The sequence below is a fragment of the Vibrio sp. SCSIO 43155 genome, assembly GCF_023716605.1.
In the GTDB taxonomy this organism is placed as follows: domain Bacteria; phylum Pseudomonadota; class Gammaproteobacteria; order Enterobacterales; family Vibrionaceae; genus Vibrio; species Vibrio harveyi.
Genome location: NZ_CP071852.1, coordinates 2,869,824 through 2,891,694, shown reverse-complemented (window position 1 = coordinate 2,891,694; position 21,871 = coordinate 2,869,824). Strand labels below are relative to the sequence as shown.

The window sequence follows — 21,871 nt, the reverse complement described above, 5'->3', positions numbered from 1 at the left end:
CTCCTACTCAACACTCACCGAGTAAAGGTTATGTTCTGGCTTACCAGCAAACATAATGGCCCCTTCAATCGCATCAAACTGAGGTTCAACCACCCACTGTTGAACTGGTGGAGATAACCAGTTCAGGATTCGCTCTGCGATACTGCCCATTAGGCAGATACGAGTAGCCCCACGCTTATTCAGCGCGACTAAGAACATTTCTATATCGGCTGCGGTTTGCTTTAGCATTTCAATCGCCAGTGCATCACCTTGTTCAGCATGTTGGAAAATTGCTGGAGAGAATTGACCGTAATCGCGAGGTAGAGCCTGCTTAGACCATGCCACTACGTTGTCGATATCATTTTCAAAATGTGCCATTACGTGTGCTGCTAGAGGTGTTTTTTCGCGAATGCCGTCTTCTGCCAGCAAGACTTGTTGGATCAGACGCAACCCCATGACTGCACCGCCACCTTGATCGGAGATTGGGAACTCACGACCGCCAACGACATGTTGCTCGAGACCTTTGAGGAAAATGCCGCATGAACCTGTTCCTGCGATCATGATTGCGCCATCTTCACCGTTATGCGCACCAATACATGCTCCGTAAGCATCGGTATTGAGTGTCATACTGGCAAATGGGTGTTCCAAAGCCATGAATGCTTGCCAAGAGGTTTTATGTTCCGCACCTGCTAGAGCCAGACCTACGTGCATAGAAGCGAAATCTTGTTGAGTTAGCCCGCCTTGTGCTGCCGCTGAAGCAATAGATTCAAGAATCGACGCCATCGCGATGTCTGCGCCCAGCATGATGTTTGCACTGCCGCTTTTGGCTTCACCAATGAAGTTGCCTTGTGCATCTTTGATTCGAGCGCGGCATGACGTGCCGCCTCCATCAATACCTACAAAATACATCCCCATGTTTATTGCTCCTTGAAGGCTTGAGAGTTGGCTAAAGTCGAGATGTGCTGAGCCTGACTCATCACCGCGAGTAGGAACCAAGCACCATGTGGGATCCATTGTTCACCCCAGCGCCAGTTCTGAAGCATGTCGTCTTTCTGCGCTGGTGGATTAAATGCAATGTCTTCCTCATCTTCGAAACCGCCGGTAATGCCATTACACACGCCACCTTTTGCATTGAAGAAACCGTATTGAGGAAGATAGTCCGGATTGTTACGACCATGACCATCCAACATACACATGTCGTATGGGTTCAGCCCCACAATCCAGTTAATAGAATCTTGTGCGAGTTTAGAAAGCTGCTGTTTTAGCGCTTTTGACTCAATGAAAGGGAGTGCCCCATAAGCCATGGTTGCCAGTGAACCTAGGCGAGCATTCTCACCTTGCCACCAGTAACCTGATTCGTTGTTGTGTGCGACAAAGAACGCATCCCGTTTCGCTTCATCTACGCCTTTTACGTATTGGCGTGGATAGCCAAATGGGTTCTTCACTTTGTTGGTAATAGAGACTTCAAATTCACACGCTTGAGTGATGATTTGCTTTGCTACCGATACGCGCTCAGAGTCGTCTTCGATGGTTAAGTATTCACATAGTGCGATCACAGGAAGTCCTGCTTCTGCTGCATGGAAGTAAGGTCGACTGCCATCTTGATTAGCACTCCAAAAGTGTTGAATGTTCTCATCACTTGTTTGGCGAGTTGAAAGACGTTTTGCCCATACGCGGCTTTCTTCTAGGTAGCGTATCTCTTTGGTGGTCTTAAATAGCTCTACAGCGGCAAGAAGCGCACAGTATTCATCGATGATGTTCTCTTCACCATCGTTCAAGTATTGGGTGTTGTGTTCTTTTAGGTGCCAGTAGCCGTTTTCTGCCGCATTACGGTATTTTTGTTGGTCGAATTCGCCATGAACATCTAGGCGTGCTGTTGAAGCTAATGCTGCAATGCTGATGCCTGCACCTTGTCGATAGCCTGCTTGATAGTCATCGAACTTATGACCAAGTTGAGTTTCATACGCGCAAATCTCGCGTTGCGCTGTATCTTTACTCCACTTGTCGAACACAGTCATGTAGAAGAAGCCTTTTTCATTTTGCATACGAACAAGGAAGTCTGCGCCAAATAACGCTTCTTCAACAAGACGAGTGGCCGTGAAATTAGCCAGTTTGTCGTTACCTTCGAGCAGAGATAATCCTTTCAACATGTTCCAAACTACCATCGGTGTCTGTTGTGGATTTAGGTAGTTTGCGTATGACAAATGGCTTAGATATTTACTGACGTCGCCTGATGCGTCATACCAACCGCCGTGAACATCTGCGGTTTCGCTAGAGTTAAGTAGCGGTGCTTGGCGATCTTGTTGATCGAAAATGCCGCCGCAGCGTTGAGATTTAAAATAATGGATCACATCAGACAGCGTACGATCGAGAAGAACATGCTCTCCAATCTCAAAGTGAGATGAGCGCAAATGATCGAAGCGAAGGTAGTAGTTACCGGGAGTGTTAAATGAAGAAAAGTCGACAAGGTAAAAATGACCTTGATGCCAGTTTGCCACTTTGCCTTGCTTTTCTACTGTCAGTGTCGCAACAGTTTGGTGGCTGTCGGCACAAACCAATAAAGCAGTATAAGAAGACAGACGTGGTTGACTCGTCTGGATGATCGCTTTCTTAGGACCCAGACGCTCGTAACCAATATGGTTAGTCAGTAGCAGCATTCAATTTCTCCGGGAAACAATAAAATACAAAGGGAAAAAGGGGTCAGATTGATACCTGACCCTCGTTATGATTAATCTTCGAATAAGTAACAACGAACAAAATGGTTATCGGACAATTGAGTCACACCTGGCAGTCGCTCACGACATTTTTCTGTGGCATGAACGCAGCGTCCTGCAAATGGGCAACCGACTGATTCTGGTGTCCACAGTGGGATTTCACCTTTGTTACCTTTCAACTTCTCGTGAATTGACTTCGATGGATCGGGTACCGCTGAAACCAGTAGTTGTGTGTATGGGTGTTGCGGATCGTGGATGATTTCTTCAGTGTCTCCCCATTCAACCATGTGACCCACGTACATAACTGCAAGATCTTCAGCAATGTAACGTGCTGTCGCGATATCGTGAGTGATATAAAGCAGAGACATTTGCTTCTCAAACTTCATTTCTTCCATTAGGTTGAGAACACCAGCACGGATCGATACATCAAGCATTGATGTTGGTTCGTCAGCCAATACCACTTCTGCACCAACCGCAATGTTGCGAGCTAAGTTCACGCGTTGACGCTGACCACCAGAAAGCTGGTGCGGGAACTTTTGTGCCGTCTCTTTTGGTGGAATCAGACCAACTTGTTCCAACAAATCATACACGCGCTCTTCCAACTCTTTCTTGTTGCCCGGAGCGATCTTTTTGTGGATCAGCAGTGGGCGAGCAATATGGTGGAAGATGTTGTGTGTTGGGTTTAGCGAGCCAAACGGGTCTTGCCATACCATTTGTACGCCTTCACGGTAGGTCATCAAATCGTGTCGAGAGGTGATGTCTTGGATGTCACGCCCTTTGTATTCGATGATGCCATCCGTTGGTGCATACATTTTCGCAATCATTTTTGCGGTAGTAGATTTACCTGAACCAGATTCACCTACTACTGACAAACCGCGGCTTTTGTACATTTTGAAAGATACGTCGTTGATTGCACGCATCTTAGATTGTTTGATTGAGTTACTGTTTAAAGGGAAGTCTTTAACGACATTTTTACCTTCAATCAGCAGTTCGCCGAATTGTTTGCTCATAATTCTCTCCAGTGTAATTTTCTTCTTAGCTAGCGTTATTTTTTGTTGTTAAACCTTAGCTTGAGCAATGGTGTCGCCGTACAAGTGGCAGTTTGAGAGACGACCAGGTTCTATTTGACGTAGCTGAGTTGGTACTCTTGTACAAGCTTCATGGACGCGGTCACAGCGAGCTTGGAAACGGCAGCCTTGTGGAACTTCTAATAAGTTCAGAGGGTTGCCCGGAATACCAGTTAATTTGGTCTTAGGACCAGTTAGTGGAGGGAAAGAGCTACCCAAACCTTTGGTGTAAGGGTGGTAAGGACTTTCCAAAATTTGCTTAGAAGGCGCGACTTCAATCAACTCGCCCGAGTACATGATGCCGATGCGGTCAGAGAACTCGACCATCAATGACAAGTCATGAGTGATGAACAGAATCGAGAAGCCAAATTCTTCTTTAAGTGCATAGATTTTTTGCAGAATCTCACGTTGAACTACCACGTCTAGTGCCGTTGTAGGTTCATCCATGATGATCATTTTCGGGTTCAGAGCCAAAGCGATAGCAATAACCAGACGCTGACGCATACCGCCAGAGAATTGGTGTGGGTAATCGCTTAGTCGGCTAGGGTGGATATCTACGATTTCCAATAGACCTTCTGCACGTACTTTTGCTTGAGCGCGAGTCATGTTGGTGTGGCGCATAATGACGTCACAGAACTGCTCTTCCATCGTTAGTACTGGGTTCAAAGCGTTCATCGCACTTTGGAATACCATCGACATTTCGCTCCAGCGGAACGCTTGCATGCGTTCATCGCTGTATTTGAGGATATCTTCACCATTGAAAATAACTTCACCACCTGTGATAAACGCTGGCGGCTTATGAAGGCGCATTAGCGAGAAAGCAACAGTGGATTTACCACAGCCAGATTCACCAGCCAGACCGAATACTTCGCCTGGTGCAATGTCGAAGCTAACGTTGTTACATGCGCGGACATCGCCCGCGTCTGTAATGTAGTCTACGCATAGGTTACGGATAGAAATTAGTGGTGCAGTCATGATTATTTATCTCCGCTCCATAGTGCATTTTGTGGTGCCAATTCTGGCTCACGCTCTTTCTTGTCTTGTGCTGCCATTTTCTTCCAGCGCTTCATGCCTTTGTGAGAACGAAGTTGTGGGTTAGCAATTTCATCTACTGCAAAGTTCAGTAGAGCAAGACCAGTAACCAATAGAGTCAGTGCAATACAAGGAGCTAGCACTTCCCACCATGCTCCGATAAGCATTGCTGATGAAGTTTGTACGTTGTACAGCATGATGCCCCAACTGATGGTATTGGCATCGCCTAGACCTAGGAACGAGATGACGGCTTCTGTGTTGATTGCTAGCATTACCGAACCGATGAAGCTTGCGCCTACGATTGGGATAAGGTTTGGCAAAATCTCAACGAAGATGATGCGAATGGATGATTCACCAAGAACCTCTGCTGCTTTAACGAACTCTTTCTCGCGTAGTGCCATGGTTTGAGCTCGCACAACACGTGCTCCCCAAGCCCAGGAGGTACCGGCGATAATCAATGCAATGGTGAGCGGTCCAGCCTCTCCGATGAAGGCTGCGAGTACAAAGAGCAATGGTAATTGTGGGATTACCAGCATAATGTTCATTGCAGCACTCAATACGTCATCGACACGACCGCCGAAGTAACCCGCTGAGATACCAATAACTGTTGCTAAGAAACACACGATAATACCCGCGCCGAAACCAACACCCAGCGATACTCGAGCGCCGTAAGCAACTTGAGACCAGATATCACGCCCCATACGAGATGTACCTAGAACGTGGTCTGCTTTTTTCGACATCAGCAGCGTGCGACGATCATCTGCTAGGTTTTTTGCAACCCAGCCATCAGGGTTATTTTGTGCTTGTTTTACAACAAAACCAGGGTATTCATGTGGGTTACCAGTGCGCTTATCTGGCGCATGTTGAGTAATCAAAGGTGCAGCTACTGCTACAAAGATGAATACCGAGATAATTGCCAAACCAACACGTGCGAACGTGTTACCTAAAATCAGTTTAAATAGTTCTTTCATGATTATTTGCCTCCCTTACGTAGGCGAGGGTCTAGAATCATGTACAGCATGTCAGCCATTAGGTTGAAGCAAAGCATGAACATCGTCATGATGATTAGCTGACCTTGAAGTACTTGGTAGTCACGTGCGTGAATTGCGTTAAGAAGAACCGTACCTAGACCTGGGTAGTTGAAGATCATTTCGATGATTAGCTGACCACCGATTGCCATACCTAGAGACATTGAAAGTGCGGTTACACTTGGTAGTAGTGCGTTACGAGCTGCGTAGTTGAATACCACACGGTTTTCACTCAGACCCTTACCTTTTGCCATCGTGATGTAGTCTTCAGCAAGAAGGTTGATCATGTTGTTACGCATGTTTACTAGGAAGCCACCGATCTGAACAATCGTCGCACAGAACAATGGAAGAATAGCGTGGTAACCAACGTCTTTTAGGAACTCCCAGCTTGTCCAATCTGGCACAGTACCCGGGGTGTATGCGTAGCCTGATGGGAACCACTTAAGACCGATGGCAAAGATGAACAGTGCTAGCATCGCGATTACCATTTGTGGAATCGCCTGAACAATAAGTGTGCCCGGTGTTACGAATGCGTCGTATCGGCTACCACGTTTCCAAGCTGCGAAGATACCTAGTACAGAAGCAATCGAGAACGATAGCACTACTGCAGTACCTGCTAGGAACAATGACCAACCGAATGCACCACCTAGTAGAGAGTTAACTGAAAGCGGGTAGAACTGGATAGAAGTACCTAGCTCCCAGCTTAGAATGTTTTTGATGTATGACAGGTACTGAATGTAAATTGGACCATCTACGAAACCTAGCAGCTCTTTCATTGCTGCGATTCGCTCTGGCGTTACCTGTACTGATGCGTTAGCAAACATCATGGTAACTGGGTCACCAGGCATTGCTCGCGGAATAATGAAGTTTAACGTCGCTGCAACCAAGAGCGCGACAAGATAGAACGACAAACGTCTTAAAAAATAACCCATAACTCACACCTTACTCACCCAGATTTTTTCCCTGTTTCTGGTTTCAGGTCGCTCCTAGCGAAATTTAGAGCGAAAAATCCCCTGACGACGAGCGCCATATGTTGGTTTGGTCACAAGGGGATTTTTATAGGCGGCACACGGGATGTGTGCCGCTAGAAATGAACTTCTACTTATTTAACTGGTTTTAGGTCCAGTACGTGAAGTAGACGCTCTGGGATACCAGCCCAAATGTTTGGACGGCCCTTAGGATTTTCTTCGTTCCACCAACCAGTGAAGCGAGTTGTGTTGTATTGGTACATGTAAGCACCAGACATCACAGGGATAGTAACTTGGTCTTGAGCGATGATTTGCTGAATACCGTGAGCGATTTCTAGCTGCTCTTGCTTGTCAGCTGTCTTGTAGAAGCTGTTTAGAAGACCATCTAGCTTGTCGTTCTTGTAGAAGTGCATCGCGAAGCGAGGCATACCGTCACCAGATTGTAGTGCTGAGTTGTAAGCACTGTTCCAGTAAGTATATGGGTCTGCACCGTGGAAGTAGTTGGTGTACGCAACGTCGTAAGTACCTTCAAGCATTGCTTGGTTGTACACAGAGAAGTCTGGCGTACGAGCACGTGCTTTGATGCCTACTTCTGCAAGTTGCTCAACAGCAAGCTGTACAGTGTTGTTGAAGTCAGTCCAACCGTTTGGAGATTGGATCAGTAGCTCGAAAGACTTACCAGATGGCGTATCAACGAAACCGTCTTTGTTTACATCTTTAAAGCCAGCTTTCGCTAGAAGCTTCTTAGCACCTTCAGCGTTGTACGAGTTGTAACCTTTGTACTTGTCGTGAGTCTTCTCGTCAGACCAAGCTTCGAATGCATAGCCAAGACCTGATGCGAAGTCGTTCACTGTACCGCCGCCGTAGAATGCGATATCAATGATAGTTTGACGATCAAGAGCCATAGAGAATGCGCGACGGAAGTCAACGTTAGTTAGTGCTTCGTGCTTCGCTGCATCTGGGTTCTTGAAGTTAACTACGAACGCTTGAGTACCTGCTGGCGGGTACCAGTAGTGGTGTTTAGGACTTGCTGCTGCGTAAGTGCGGTCGATGTCTGGAACGAATGAAGAAGTCCAGTCCATTTCACCGTTAACAATCTTACCTAGGAACTGGTCGTTGTTCGCGATTTGAGGAACACGCAAACAGTCAACGTCTAGGTTAGCTGCATCCCAGTAGTTCGGGTTTTCACACTGGATGTATAGTTGCGGAGTGAAAGTGTCGATCTCTGTAAACGGACCAGTACCTACTGGGTTCTCGTTCGTGAACGTTGAAGGATCTTTTACTTTGCTCCATACGTGCTTAGGTACGACTGGTACTTTAGCAATTTCGTAAGGAACGTTTGAGTTTGCTTCGCTTAGACGGAACTTAACTTTGTAATCGTTAACTTTCTCTACGCCAGTAACCCAAGAGTTGATACCAGATTGGTCTAGTTCTGGCTTCTCTTTTACTAGGTTGAAAGAGTAAACAACGTCATCAGCGGTAAACGCTTGACCGTCAGACCATTTCACGCCTTTACGAATGTCGAAAGTTACGCTCATTAGGTCGTCAGACATTTGGAAGTTTTCTGCTAGACGGAATACTGGCGTGTTGCCGTGCATTTCGTTGAAAACAACTAGTGGCTCGTAGATAAAGTCAGTAGTTGTGTGCAGGTTTGTTGCACCCAAGAAAGGGTTAAAGTTACGAACAAAAGTTGTAAACTCTTTAGGGTGGATAGTCAGTTCACTGCGCTCAGCGGCTGTAGCTACTGATGCGAAACCTGTAGTAGCCGTTGCAATAATTGCTGTTGCTAGTGCTGTTTTTTTAATATTGGCAAGCATAGCTGTTCCTTACTATTTGCTTTCATTTCACTAATGGAATTGAATGTCATCAATTGATAAACACTCTCCAAGGCCCACCTCTTCGCTTCACTGTAATTTGCGTCGCTCTAAGAGTGGCCTGTAGGCCTTAGGCAGGAGTAAGAAAACACCTTATCCACAAAATAATCAAACTCGATTCCCGTTAAAAACGTTAAAAACCATACCAACTCCGTCATAAACGTCATTTTGCTCGTTTTTAAGTCACCCAAGGCTAAAAAATAAACGTTGATATGCGTCGCAGTTTATATCCACTTTAACATTGTGTGTTAGTGTTCACTTACTTAATTATGTAGTCATGTAGAGGCTTTTCTGTGGTTGTATTGCATTGGGGATCTGGCTCACACCTGAAATTTTTGTTAATTAACTAGGTGAAATTTAATCTGCCGTTCTGTTGTGATTGACTTCGCAATCTGTATCAAATGTTGCTCAATTTTCCCTTGTTGAGGAAAAATAAGTGTGTTTTAACAGCAAAAATGGGCTGCTGATTATGCTTTTTTTATTCAGGAAAGGAAGTGTTTTAAAGGTACTTTTTAAGAAAATTTACGGTAAGGAATGAGCAAGGAATAACACGACTTGAATTGTTTCTACAAATGCCGTTGCTTTTGGTTTTGATAGCTTGCTTCCAGCTTCTTATACGTTAATTGCTCAGTCCCATCGCTGCTCTGTAAGCTTCATTGCTTGCTTCTTACGGTGAGTATGGAGAAGCATTACTGCGCAATGGATAATGGCAGGGATAAAAAAGCCCCGCCTAAGTGGCGGGGCTAGTATTTGCTGTTTGGTATTAACTTGTAAGGAGCCTTTGCATTTTATCGCGTTGCGCTTCAATGTAAGCTCGTTCAGGGCTTTGTTCTTTACAGTGCTCAAGAATGAACTCGATTGAGCTTAGAACTGTTCTCCAGCGCGGTGTTTTTGGTAATGTCTCAATGCGCATGTATTTATCGAGTGTCCGAGTTTGCAACGTACTGCGGTCGAGGTAGACACGCCATAAACCACTTTGCTCCGCAAAAGCAAACTTAGTTTCTCCAGTCACTGATTCCCAGTATTCCAATGCATGAGTCATCGTATCGACTAATACTTCGCGCATCAGCTCTTGTTTATCTTTCTTGTTCCCCAATGCTTTATCTGCAAGGCGAGTAAACTCACCGCCAAGTTCTTTTAGCTTCTGCAATTGGTCTTTATCACCGTCAAACGCATAACTTGATAGAACTTCAACCGCGGTCTCTAGATTGTGGATACGAGCTGCGTTTGCACCACCGCCTACGTTAAAGATGTACATAACATCTAGACCAGATCCTTCAGGTAATTTGAGAATGTCTGCTTCAATGTTTTGACGAATATCTTCGATGTAAATATCAATCTTGCCACAGTAATGTGGTTGTTTAACTGTCAGGAATTTAGGTGCAATAAGTTCATCTGCCGAAGAGCGTTTTAACTGCTCTAAGCTGCGTTTAAATAGCTTGCATGCCGCTTCGTTCGCAAAGCGAATACGTTGATCCTCGCGAAGGCAAATAATGGCTTCAGGTGCTGATTCTAGTTGTTCTAATAATCGACCTTGAGTCTCAAGCAAGCTAGCTTCTACTTCAGCACGCTGGCGCAGCTCCGATTCCAGTAACTTGTTCTCGATGTGGCGCATTTCTGCTTTACTTGCGGTTAAGTGCGCTTGAATACGTGCGGCGAGTTCCTGCTTATTGAATGGCTTGGTTAAGTAGTCATTCGCACCTGCTTCGAAGCCTCTTACTCGATCTTCTGTCTGACTTAATGCTGTCAACATAATGATTGGAAGCTCTGCGTGATCATAGGTCTCTCTAAGCTCACTACATACTTGGTAGCCGCTCATGCCTGGCATCATGATATCGAGTAGAAGCAACTCTGGTTTTTCTTGCTCGATTAAAGCAAGTGTTTCAGGACCATCAGAAATAGTGCGTACGCGGTAGCCTTCAAGCCTTAGGAAGCTTTCAAGAACGCGTAAGTTAACCGGTTCGTCATCAGCAACATACAACAGCGGACCATCAGGGTTCTCTGGTAATGATAAGTCGTCGTTGTTTTCAAAGTTCGCTTCTGGAATTTGGAAGTGTCCACGCGCCGCAAGGCTCTGTGTTGCTTGAATCTCTTCTTCATTAGCAAGTGGCAGAGTAAAGCTAAATGTAGTGCCGACCATTGGTTGACTACTTACATATAACGATCCACCCATCAATTCGATAAGTTGACGGCTGATTGATAAACCCAAACCAGCGCCTTGACGGTAGCGACTAGCGTCTTGGCCGGCTTGAATTAAAGGTTCAAAGATATGCTCAAGATGTTCAGCCGGGATACCCTGGCCAGTATCAACCACTTGTACGCGGACTTGATCGTCCACGACGGTGGCAGAAATTACGATCTTACCTTCAGAAGTATATTTAATTGCATTACCAATTAGGTTGTACAGTACTTGTTCCAAGCGTTGTGGATCGGCAGACACCGCTTTTAGATCGGCAGGGACCTGATTAATGATACGAATCGTCTTGTTGCCTAGTAGGTGACTTGAAAGCTCAAGCACTAAGCGAGTCGCACTTGCTAGGCTCACTGCCGATTTTTGGATATCCATGCTGCCATAGCGCATCTTGTGGTAATCCAATAAATCGTCAACAAGATTTGCCAAACGTTGACCACTTTTGATGATGATATCCAATTGGTATTTTTGACTCGCAGGAATTGCACCATTAGCACCAGATACTAAAGTCTCTGCAATGCCGACCATACCGTGTAATGGTGTACGTAACTCGTGAGAGGTTGTCGCTAGGAACTCATCTTTCAGCTTATCTGCCAACTGCAATTCTTCGTTTTGCTTTTGGATCAATTTGATGTTGCTTTCTAGCTCTTCATTTTGCTGCTTAATGGTTTGGATCTTTTCTCGAATTGAGCGTTGCATGCGCTCAAAGCTGATCGCGAGTCGACCGATTTCATCTTTACGCTCTGTATTAAAGGTCGTTTCGTCCAGATCACCAGCAGATACTTTCTCTGCTGCCCAAGTCAGCTTAAGAAGCGGGGAGGTGATGAAATTAGATAAGTAGTGTGAGGCGATCACAACCAAGATGATCGCAATCAGCATCGCAATAACAAACAGCTTCTCGAGCTGGTGGACTCGAGCAAAGGCTTCTTTTTCTGGAAGTTGTACGACAATCGCCCAAGTTAGACCGCGAGTTTCAATTGGTGCAAATGCCGCAATCATCTCTTCACCCAAGCGGTTGCTGTAAGTACCTACTTCTGTGTCGCCTGCGAGTGCTTTATCGACAATCTCTAAGCTGTTTTGGATTTCTTCCTGTTTGGTGTTAATGGTGCGAGGTTTATGATCGCTGCCCACTAGTAAGGTTTCAATCGAGGAATCGCGGTTGATTTCAGCAATAAGCTTAGTAATGCCGTTGTTTGGTAAGCGGAACATCGCATAGCTGTGCAGGTAGCCTTGTTGGACAATCGGTGCGCCGAGCCAAGCGACTTGTTTACCGTTTTCGATATCAAAGTCAGACACGACAACTGGCGTGTAATCTTCATTGACCTTACGACGTGCACTTACATCTTCAGACAAACGTTTAAAGGTGCGCCCTAGCGCCGTATCTTTGTAGCGTCCTGTCAGTAGGTTAGTGCCATAGTTGTCGTCTTTATTGATTGAGTAAGTGACATTACCATCAATATCAACCAATAAAATGTCATTAAAATCAGATCGCTTTAACAGCTCTAGGTATGCCCAGTGGTAACGTTTGTGCAATAGGCGGTAACGTTCGCTGCCAACGTAGTTAGATGATTCCGGTAAAATCGAGGTTTTGATTTGATCGCCACTGCCTTTGATATAGCGCTGCTGTGCGTTTTCTCTGGCTTCATCAATATCGTGACCCAAGCGACTAAACGCATTGACCAAACCGTAGAATCGTCCGCCGCTGGCGTAAGCAAGTTCGGAGCGTACGAAGCCCATGACTTCAGTCTCTTGAGCTGCAAAGTAGTCGATGATTTGTTGTTGTTTGGTATCACGAACTGAAAGAAGGTGCGATGTGCTTTGTTCTTGAAGATCTTTACTGTGTGATTGCAGGAAGAAAATCGCAGTTATCGTCAGTGGCGTGATACTAAGAACCAAAAACGCGGTCATTAGCGTGCTTTGCAGGCGCTTAAATTTCTGCTTTTTGTAGAATTTAAACATGGATAAGATTACAACTCATAAAAGGGCAGCGACCAATTTACTGGGGCTTGCCAAGGTTCTCGTTAAAAACGGACAAGAAGTTAAATTCGATAGAATTAACAAAATTAACGAGTTTTTTTTCTTTGACAAGAAAGTTGATTGGAAAGCGTGGGGAGAGACGCAGTTTTTCGTTGAGTTGAATGAATTTTGGCAAAGGTTTGCGCAGGATTTCACCTGCGCAAAGAGAGATTAGGATTTTTTCGCGTAGTATATCGAGAATTTATTGGTCTTATTTAGCGTCTCGCAATTATTGAATGCTTGCTCAATAATTGGTGGGTATTTTAAGAAGCTGTTTGCCACAATCACCATTTCACCCTGTTTAGTCATGTATTGTGGTGCTTGACCCAAGAGTGTTTCCGCAGCGTTGTAGTTTGTATCTAGACCACTGTGAAACGGCGGATTACTGACGATAAAGCGATAATCTTTTGCCGTATCGGAATAGATGTCTGAAGCAAACACACGTCCAGTTATGCCATTCGCTTCTAATGTTGCTTGGCTTGATGTGATGGCATAAGCGTTAATATCACACATCTCAATCGCGATATCTGGGTTGGCTTTTGCCATGAATGCACCCAGCACTCCTGCACCACAGCCAAAATCGAGCACCTTGCCAGATAGTTTAGGTAAAGTCTCAAGCAGTAATTGACTGCCTAAATCAAACTCACCATGGCTAAATACACCAGGAAGGCTCTTAACTGTAAGTGATTGCTCACCCAAAGTGACGGTGTAGGATTTAAACCAATCTGCTTGATTGAAAGGCTTTGGCTGGTTAAGGCAAGTACCCCAGTAGAATGAGCAACGGCGAGCTGAGTCGTACTTGTTCACTGGACCGTACTCTTTGAACATTTTCTCAATGCTCTTGATACCTGAACGGTTCTCACCAACGACGACGATTTCTGTATTGATGCCAAGTTTCGCCATCAACATTGCCAGCAAGTATTCTGCCTCAGATTTAGCTTTTGGCCAGTACAGAAGCACCATGTCTGCTTGTGTCTCAATATCAAACTCTGAGCCAAAGTGGCTCTTCACCTTGTTCGATGTGCGAATTTGACGGTAGTAGCTGTAGTTAGAAGTAAAAACCTCCACTGACTCACAATGAGCCACTAACTCGAGAGGAAATAGATCTTCAACTTCACCAGCGACTAAAACGTGTTTTCCGTTAAAGTACTCAAGTTGGCGCTGAGCTATTTGGCTAGGAGCAATATAAGCAGACATAAATTTGGTTCATCAGAAATAATTAGGGGCAGATTTTCGCACAATCTGCCCCAAGCTTGAAGTGATTAAGCAGCGACTAACTGTTGTCTTGTTGGTTGAGGAAATCCTTAAACTCTTCTTCGTAGATGTTAAACAACACCATGGTGACGGCAAAAATCAGTGGACCGTAGATAAGACCGATCAAACCAAATAGATGCAAACCACCCAATAGAGAGAAAAATATCATTAGCGTGTTCATACCCGCGCTGCCTTGCATTAGCAGAGGGCGTAATAGGTTGTCGATAGAGCCGACTACCACGACACTCCATACCGTCAAGAAGATTGCCCAAGTGGTGTCACCGGTTAAGAACAAGTACGCTGCGGCTGGAATCCAAATTAGTGCTGTGCCAACTACAGGGATAAATGATGCAAAGCCCATCATGGTTCCCCAGAATAAACCAGGGAAGCCTGCAAGCCACATACCGATACCACCAGCAAAGCCTTGAGCAATCGCGGTTAAGAATGACCCCATTACAGCGGATTTCGAGACTTGTTCAATCTCGGTCAGAATTTTGTCTTCTTGGCTGCGTGAGAGGGGCAGAATATGACGCATTGCTGAAATGATCTTGTCGTGGTCACGTAACAGGAAGAACAAAACGAACAACATTAGGAAGAAATCCATTAGGAAATTCGTTGCATCACCTAGGATTTTTGCGCTTATAGCTACAAGGTTTGAACCAAATGATGTTGCGAATTGCCCGATCTTTTCTGCGATGGCTTGTGGTTCGATTTTGTCGAAAGGTAAGTACTCATTAACCAACGCTAAACCTTTGACTACCCAAGGATGTTGGAAAATATCTTGGATGCCACCATTGGTTACCCACTTGTAGGTATTTTGCGAAAATACCGAACCTTGCTGCACGATAGCGGCAAAAACAAATAGTAATGGAATCACGATAATAAAGGTTAAAACCACACAAGAGAGCAGTGAGACCAAGTTTTTGTGATTAGGTAGTTTTCGTTCAAACCATTCATGTATTGGGAACATGAGCAGTGAAATGATAAACGCCATGACGATCGAGTTGATGTAAGGTTCGACCAACAAATAGCAGGCAAAAGCAGCGGCGAGCAGCGCAACAACTAGCACTCGATGACTCGACGTGATTTTTACATTATTCGGCATGTGATTAATCCAAATTACGGAATATTTACGTTTACGCCTTATACCACAGCGCAAAATCTTTATTACTTTGCACCGACGATTCTTTCAAGCTTATGACATAGCTGAATTGGGAAGGTGCAGTTGACCTTGTTATAATGACCACAAATCAGGTGGTTATCAATCAAGAGATGGAAAAATGGGTTGTTGTAACAGCGATAAGAAATGCCAGAACGAAAAGAAGGCCAGACGCATTCCTTGGTTTGGGATTGTTCTTGGGATTCTTGCCATCTTAGTCATCTTTAATTGGCAAGCATAATTCAAATAATAAAAAAGGACCTCGAAGGTCCTTTTTTTGGAATTTATGTTCTGGGAAGGAACGCTTATTTTGATTCTTCTGCCAGAATTGCGAAACAACGATCCGCAGCTTCTAGTGTTGCGTCGATTTCTTTTGAACCGTGAGCAAGAGAAGCAAAGCTTGCTTCGAATGCTGATGGTGCAAGGTATACACCGTGTTTTAGCATTAGGTGGAAGAAACGCTTAAAGCGCTCGACATCGCACTTAGTCACGTCTTCGTAGCACGTTACGGTTTCTTGGTCAGTGAAGAAGAAACCAAACATGCCACCCACTTGGTTTACTACCATTGGGATGCCGTGTTTTTCAGCAAGAGCTTTGAAGCCTTCAGCAAGTTGTTTGGTTTTTGCAGCAAGACGTTTCTCGTTACCTTCTTCTTTTAGCAGGTTCAAACATGCAAAGCCTGCCGCCATTGCTACTGGGTTACCGGAAAGTGTGCCCGCTTGGTATACAGGACCTGTTGGCGCAACATATTGCATGACTTCTTTACGACCACCAAAAGCACCCACTGGCATACCGCCACCGATCACTTTACCTAGTGTCGTTAGATCTGGTTTGATGTTGTAGTGTGCTTGCGCGCCACCTAGAGCTACACGGAAGCCTGTCATTACTTCATCAAAAATCAGTAGAGCACCTTCTTGGTCACAGATTTCGCGTAGACCTTCGTGGAAGCCTTCTACTGGAGGGATACAGTTCATGTTGCCCGCTACTGGCTCAACGATGATACATGCGATTTCGCCTTTGTTTGCGGCGAATAGTTCACGTACTGAATCTAAGTCGTTGAATGTTGCCGTTAGTGTGTGCTTCGCAAAATCGGCAGGAACGCCAGGAGAACTTGGTTGACCTAGAGTTAGTGCACCTGAACCTGCTTTTACTAGCAAGCTGTCTGCGTGACCATGGTAACAGCCTTCGAACTTCATGATCTTGTCACGACCAGTAAAGCCACGAGCAAGACGGATAGCACTCATTGTTGCTTCCGTACCAGAACTTACCATGCGGATTTGTTCCATAGATGGCACTAGCTCAGATACAAGCTCGGCCATGGCAATTTCCATTTCAGTTGGCGCACCGAAACTTAGGCCGCGTTGTGCAGCATCGATAACTGCTTCACGGATAACTGCGTGGTTGTGACCTAGAATCATAGGACCCCAAGAGCCAACGTAATCAATGTACGCTTTACCATCGGCATCAAAAATCAGGGCACCGTCTGCTCGTTCGATAAATAGCGGAGAACCGCCAACGCCGTTGAATGCACGAACTGGTGAGTTCACACCGCCAGGAATGGTTTGCTGAGCCTTTTGATATAGCTCTGATGATTTGGTCATGGGGTTATCCTCTTTTGATTGCTCGGACCAAGTGGAGCGCATTGTACCTAGCTAATCTCAAGTTAGAAACGTTTTGGGTAATTTATGTGTTGTCTGGCGGTGGAATCTTACATATCAGCATCTGATCTAAAGAATCGTCGGTGAATACTTGAACGAGTTGGTCAGGTATTGGATAATCGCTCTAATTAGCACAAATTTGACGTCTCGCTACAGGCTTGACGCATTACACGAGTGAGAGAGGTCTTCGTGAGCGAAGTAAACGTACCATTGTCTTTTTCTGATGCAGCAGCATCACGCGTTAAAGCGCTGATTGCGGAAGAAGAAAACCCAGCACTGAAGTTACGCGTATACATTACTGGCGGCGGCTGTAGCGGTTTCCAATATGGCTTCACATTTGATGAGAGCGTAAATGAAGGTGATACTACGATCGAAAACAGTGGCGTAACACTGGTTGTAGACCCAATGAGCCTGCAATACTTAATCGGTGGCGTGGTTGATTACACAGAAGGTTTAGAAGGAGCTCGCTTCTTTGTTAATAACCCAAATGCGACGACAACCTGTGGTTGTGGTGCATCATTCAGTGTGTAATTAATACGACAACAGGCAGCCAATTGGCTGCCTGAGTTTTACGTAGCAGGAAGTCACGTAAACGCCCCCTCGCTTTCACGATGAAGTGGGGGTAAAAATAAAAAGGACTTTATATGTCTGGAACTTCTTTCGGACGTCGCTTTGTCGAACGTCCATGGCTAGTCTCTCTAACGCTTGTTATCGCTTTGGCTGCTTGGCTCGCAATGGGTCAACTCAATGCTCAAGACGAATCGGTCTCTCCTCCATCCTCTCAATCAGATGATACGCCTGTCGCAAAGGTGATGTTCAACTCTTTTGAAGCACAACCAACCAGTAAAACGATTGAACTTTACGGTCGAACTGCGCCGAATCGGCAAGCTCGTTTAGGGGCAGAAGTCGCAGGTAAGATTGTGAGCTTGAACGTGCAAAAAGGACAAAGTGTTAAACAAGGGCAGGTGATTGCCAACATTGATGAGCGCGATCTAGATATTCAACTTAAACGCGCCAAAGCAATGCTGCGTGTAAAAGAAAAAGAATTTAAAGCCGCAGAATCTTTGAAGAATAGAGGGTTGCAAGGTGAAGTTGCTTTTGCCACTGCTCAAGCGGCACTTGTCGATGCCCGAGCAAACTTAAGCAATGTTGAAACTGCACTTAAAAATACCAAAGTAAGAGCCCCTTTTGACGGCATTCTGGACCATCGATTCGTTGAAGTGGGAGATTTCGTTGGCGTCGGCGACCCAATAGCCACTGTAATTGACTTAGAGAAGTTAGTCATTGAAGCGGATGTGAGTGAACGTCATATTCAGTATTTAAAACAAGGTCAGCAAGCCGATGTTAGAACCATTGATAACATCCATCATCAAGGCACCATTCGTTATATTGGGCGCGTATCTTCAACTTCGACCAACACATTCCCTATAGAAATCGAGATTGATAATCGAGAGAGTGCGATGCCTGCGGGTGTCAGTGCTGAAGTGGTACTGTCGCTAAGTGAAGTTCTGGCAGTGAAAGTGACCGCAGCCATGTTGGCGTTAGATGAAGAAGGCAATCTTGGTATCAAAACGCTTCGTGATCAGCATGTTCACTTTGTGCCTATCCAACTGGTCAAAGCTGAGAAAGACGGCGTCTGGTTATCCGGCTTAGGAGACCAAGTTGACATCATTGTGCTTGGACAAGGTTTTGCACGTGATGGTGATTTAGTGATGGCGACAAAAGTCGACGATGCCATTGAAGCTGCGAACCAGCAATAAGGAGGCAATATGTTTGCTTTGATTGATGCTGCGTTATCGCGTGCACGTACCATGCTTACATTGTTGGTGATGATTTTGATTGCCGGAGTGATCACCTACATTACGATTCCGAAAGAGTCGAGCCCCGACATTACCATCCCTATTATCTATGTTTCGGTTAGTCACCAAGGTATTTCCCCGACCGATGCGGAGCGCTTATTGGTTCGTCCGATAGAGCAAGAGCTTCGTTCAATAGAAGGCGTTAAGGAGATGACCGCGATTGCTTCAGAGGGACATGCGTCGGTTACTCTAGAGTTCAGTGTCGGCGTTGACTTAGCTGAAGCTATGGCTGATGTTCGTGATGCGGTGGATCTTGCTAAACCTAAATTGCCTGAAGACAGTGATGAGCCAACAGTTAACGAAGTAACATTCGCATCTGAAGAGCCTGTCCTCACTCTGGTTCTGTATGGCACAGTCCCTGAGCGTACAACAGTACAAATCGCACGAGCTTTACGTGATAAGTTGGAAAGCTATCGTCAGGTATTGGAAGTCGATATTGCGGGGGATCGCGAAGATATCGTTGAGATCGTGGTCGATCCGTTATTGATGGAAAGTTACGGTTTGGATCAAGCCGATATCTACAATTTGATTGCTTTAAACAACCGAGTGGTTGCTGCTGGCTTTGTCGATACTGGTTATGGTCGCTTCTCGGTTAAAGTCCCTTCCGTATTCGATTCGTTAAAAGATGTATTAGAGCTGCCGATCAAGGTAAATGGCAAAGAGGTGATCACTTTTGGTGATGTCGCGACAGTGCGCCGAGCCTTCCGTGACCCTGAAAGTTTTGCTCGGCTAGATGGTGAACCAGCGGTGGTGCTCAATGTGAAAAAGCGTGCCGGTGAAAACATCATAGAAACGGTTGAGCTCGTTAAACAAGTTCTGATTGAAGCGCAAAAGCAGACTGGTTGGCCGAATAACCTGCAAGTTAAATACACTTGGGATCAGTCTGATGACGTTAAGCTGATGCTTAGCGATCTGCAAAACAACATTCTGTCTGCAATTATTCTGGTCGTTATTGTCATCATTGCCATTCTGGGTGTTCGAACGGCACTGTTAGTTGGTATTTCTATTCCGGGCTCTTTCTTAACTGGCTTATTGGTGTTGTCGGTTTTTGGTTTGACCGTCAACATCGTGGTGCTATTCGCACTGATTATGGCTGTAGGCATGTTAGTCGATGGTGCCATTGTTGTTACGGAATTTGCTGATAGGCGGATGCAAGAGGGCACACCACGTAAAGAAGCATATAGGGATGCAGCAAAACGTATGGCATGGCCGATTACTGCTTCTACAGCAACCACTTTGGCAGCGTTTGCACCACTGCTATTTTGGCCGGATATTACTGGTGAGTTCATGAAATACTTACCATTAACTCTCATTGCAACCCTCAGTGCTTCGCTAATGATGGCATTACTTTTCGTCCCTGTGATTGGTGGAATCATTGGTAAGCCTCAAGTCGTCGATGCACAGCGTCAGCAAGAAATGGTTGACCTGCATAATGGTGAATTTGATAAAGCGACAGGCATTACCAAGCTTTATTACCAAACCCTGTCTATCGCGATCCGACATCCATTGAAAGTGTTACTCAGCGCAATTTTGCTCGCGGGTGGTGTTGGCTTTACTTACAACAAAGCCGGCTTAGGTGCGGAGTTCTTTCCTGAAGTGGATCCCGCCTTCTTTACGGTCAAAGTTCGTTCTTATGGTGATTTGTCGATCAATGAGAAAGACATCGTAATGAAAGAAATTGAGAAAGTAATGCTAGGGCATGATGAGTTTGAAAGCGTCTACACACGTACTGGTTCCGATTCAAATGATGGTGATGAGATTGGTCAAATTCAGATCACGCCGGTGGATTGGCAATATCGCCGTAAAGTCAAAGATATTATTGAGGAACTTAAGCAAACCACCAATCAATTCTCCGGTGTTGAGTTGGAATACAAATTCCCCGATGCAGGACCACCAGTTGAGCATGATCTCGTGATTGAAATGTCGGCGCAAAACTCAAGTATCGATCAATTGGACAGTGCCGCCAAAATGGTTCGTTACTGGGCTGATCGTAACCCTGCGTTAACTAACTTAAGTGATACAACGAATAAAGAAGGAATTGATTGGCAGATTGATATCCGCAGAGACGATGCTTCTCGCTTTGCGGCCGATGCAACGTTGGTTGGAAACACCGTTCAGTTTGTTACCAACGGTTTGAAGATTGGTGATTATCTTCCGGATGATGCCGATGAAGAAGTCGATATCTTAGTACGTTATCCGCAAGATAAGCGTGATATTGGGCGTTTTGATCAGCTAAGAGTGAAAACGGCTGCGGGCTTAGTACCGATTACTAACTTTGCTCAAATTAAACCGGATCATAAGCAGGATACGATTCGCCGAGTTGATGGGCGCCGAGTGGTAAATATCAAAGCGGATATGGTTGAGGGGTATAACCTCGCACTGGAGCTACCAAAGATAACGGCGGAAGTGGCGCAATTGGGTTTACCTGCTGGGATTGAGTTTAAAATTCGTGGGCAAAACGAAGAGCAAGAGAACTCTTCCGCTTTCTTGCAAAATGCTTTTATGGTTGCTCTTGGTGTGATGGCGCTTATTTTGATTACTCAGTTTAATAGCTTCTATCAAGCCTTTTTGATCCTAAGTGCAGTGCTTTTCTCTACGGTCGGTGTGTTTGCTGGATTGCTGATTTTCCAAAAACCATTCGGCATTATTATGTCGGGCATTGGGGTGATCGCACTGGCCGGGATTGTTGTGAACAACAATATTGTATTGATAGATACTTACAATCAGATGCGTAAACGAGGGCTAGAAAAGTCAGAGGCAATTTTGCGTACCGGAGTACAGCGTCTGCGACCTGTATTGTTGACCACAGTAACGACGATACTTGGCTTGCTGCCAATGGTGCTAGAGATGAACATCGACTTAGTTTACCAGAAGATTGAATTTGGTGCGCCGAGTACGCAGTGGTGGTCTCAATTAGCAACTGCAGTTGCTGGTGGGCTCGCATTTGCAACCGTGTTAACTCTAGTGCTTACTCCATGTTTATTGATGCTAGGTAGAGAGCACAATATTGATGAACCTGAAACAAAAGAGGCAGCGTAAGCTGCCTCTTAGGTATTGTCGTGAATCACGACT

General features: G+C 45.3%; 15 protein-coding genes. 4 read left to right on the top strand and 11 right to left on the bottom strand.

Features of this window, described 5'->3' with window-relative positions; genetic code table 11:
• Positions 1–3: 3 nt before the first annotated feature.
• The 8 genes from J4N44_RS13720 to J4N44_RS13685 form a co-directional block, all read right to left on the bottom strand.
• Positions 4–894, bottom strand: a complete 891-nt coding sequence (locus tag J4N44_RS13720; RefSeq protein ID WP_009698737.1) for a glucosamine kinase nucleotide-binding domain-containing protein — start codon at positions 892–894, stop codon at positions 4–6.
• 2 nt (positions 895–896) lie between these two features.
• A complete protein-coding gene (locus J4N44_RS13715; RefSeq protein ID WP_252044556.1) occupies positions 897–2,636 on the bottom strand; it encodes a glycoside hydrolase family 9 protein in 1,740 nt (579 codons plus the stop codon).
• A 71-nt stretch (positions 2,637–2,707) separates the two neighbouring features.
• On the bottom strand, positions 2,708–3,703 hold the full coding sequence (locus J4N44_RS13710; protein ID WP_005446311.1) for an ABC transporter ATP-binding protein: 996 nt from the start codon (positions 3,701–3,703) through the stop codon (positions 2,708–2,710).
• Positions 3,704–3,751: 48 nt separating this feature from the next.
• Positions 3,752–4,735: an ABC transporter ATP-binding protein gene (locus tag J4N44_RS13705; RefSeq protein WP_005446313.1), complete on the bottom strand. Its 984-nt coding sequence runs from the start codon at positions 4,733–4,735 to the stop codon at positions 3,752–3,754.
• A 2-nt stretch (positions 4,736–4,737) separates the two neighbouring features.
• Positions 4,738–5,763, bottom strand: coding sequence for an ABC transporter permease (locus tag J4N44_RS13700; protein WP_009698735.1), 1,026 nt, complete (start codon positions 5,761–5,763; stop codon positions 4,738–4,740).
• 2 nt (positions 5,764–5,765) lie between these two features.
• Positions 5,766–6,752, bottom strand: a complete 987-nt coding sequence (locus J4N44_RS13695; RefSeq protein WP_005446316.1) for an ABC transporter permease — start codon at positions 6,750–6,752, stop codon at positions 5,766–5,768.
• A gap of 170 nt (positions 6,753–6,922) precedes the next feature.
• Positions 6,923–8,605, bottom strand: a complete 1,683-nt coding sequence (locus tag J4N44_RS13690) for an ABC transporter substrate-binding protein (RefSeq protein WP_005446317.1) — start codon at positions 8,603–8,605, stop codon at positions 6,923–6,925.
• Positions 8,606–9,425: 820 nt separating this feature from the next.
• Entirely contained in the window at positions 9,426–12,812 is a 3,387-nt protein-coding gene (locus J4N44_RS13685) for a response regulator (RefSeq protein ID WP_009698734.1), read from the bottom strand.
• On the opposite strand from J4N44_RS13685, the gene J4N44_RS13680 reads away from it, so the two are divergent.
• Positions 12,811–13,044 (top strand): hypothetical protein, encoded by a 234-nt coding sequence (locus J4N44_RS13680; protein WP_029790366.1) that lies wholly within the window; start codon positions 12,811–12,813, stop codon positions 13,042–13,044. The two genes, J4N44_RS13685 and J4N44_RS13680, sit on opposite strands and share 2 nt — an antisense overlap.
• Here the strand turns inward: J4N44_RS13680 and rsmC are convergent.
• The 3 genes from rsmC to hemL all read right to left on the bottom strand — a co-directional run bounded on the left by rsmC (position 13,041) and on the right by hemL (position 16,883).
• Positions 13,041–14,066 (bottom strand): 16S rRNA (guanine(1207)-N(2))-methyltransferase RsmC, encoded by a 1,026-nt coding sequence (rsmC, locus tag J4N44_RS13675; RefSeq protein ID WP_009698733.1) that lies wholly within the window; start codon positions 14,064–14,066, stop codon positions 13,041–13,043. The two genes, J4N44_RS13680 and rsmC, sit on opposite strands and share 4 nt — an antisense overlap.
• Positions 14,067–14,142: 76 nt before the next feature.
• Entirely contained in the window at positions 14,143–15,228 is a 1,086-nt protein-coding gene (locus J4N44_RS13670) for an AI-2E family transporter (RefSeq protein ID WP_005449176.1), read from the bottom strand.
• A gap of 359 nt (positions 15,229–15,587) precedes the next feature.
• A complete protein-coding gene (hemL, locus tag J4N44_RS13665; protein ID WP_061065370.1) occupies positions 15,588–16,883 on the bottom strand; it encodes a glutamate-1-semialdehyde 2,1-aminomutase in 1,296 nt (431 codons plus the stop codon).
• A 246-nt stretch (positions 16,884–17,129) separates the two neighbouring features.
• On the opposite strand from hemL, the gene erpA reads away from it, so the two are divergent.
• The 3 genes from erpA to J4N44_RS13650 all read left to right on the top strand — a co-directional run bounded on the left by erpA (position 17,130) and on the right by J4N44_RS13650 (position 21,838).
• The gene (gene erpA, locus J4N44_RS13660) at positions 17,130–17,471 is read left to right on the top strand and encodes an iron-sulfur cluster insertion protein ErpA (RefSeq protein ID WP_005449174.1); all 342 of its coding nucleotides are present in this window, start codon (positions 17,130–17,132) and stop codon (positions 17,469–17,471) included.
• A 113-nt stretch (positions 17,472–17,584) separates the two neighbouring features.
• A complete protein-coding gene (locus tag J4N44_RS13655; RefSeq protein WP_050904161.1) occupies positions 17,585–18,700 on the top strand; it encodes an efflux RND transporter periplasmic adaptor subunit in 1,116 nt (371 codons plus the stop codon).
• A gap of 9 nt (positions 18,701–18,709) precedes the next feature.
• Positions 18,710–21,838: an efflux RND transporter permease subunit gene (locus tag J4N44_RS13650; protein WP_252044555.1), complete on the top strand. Its 3,129-nt coding sequence runs from the start codon at positions 18,710–18,712 to the stop codon at positions 21,836–21,838.
• Positions 21,839–21,871 lie beyond the last annotated feature (33 nt).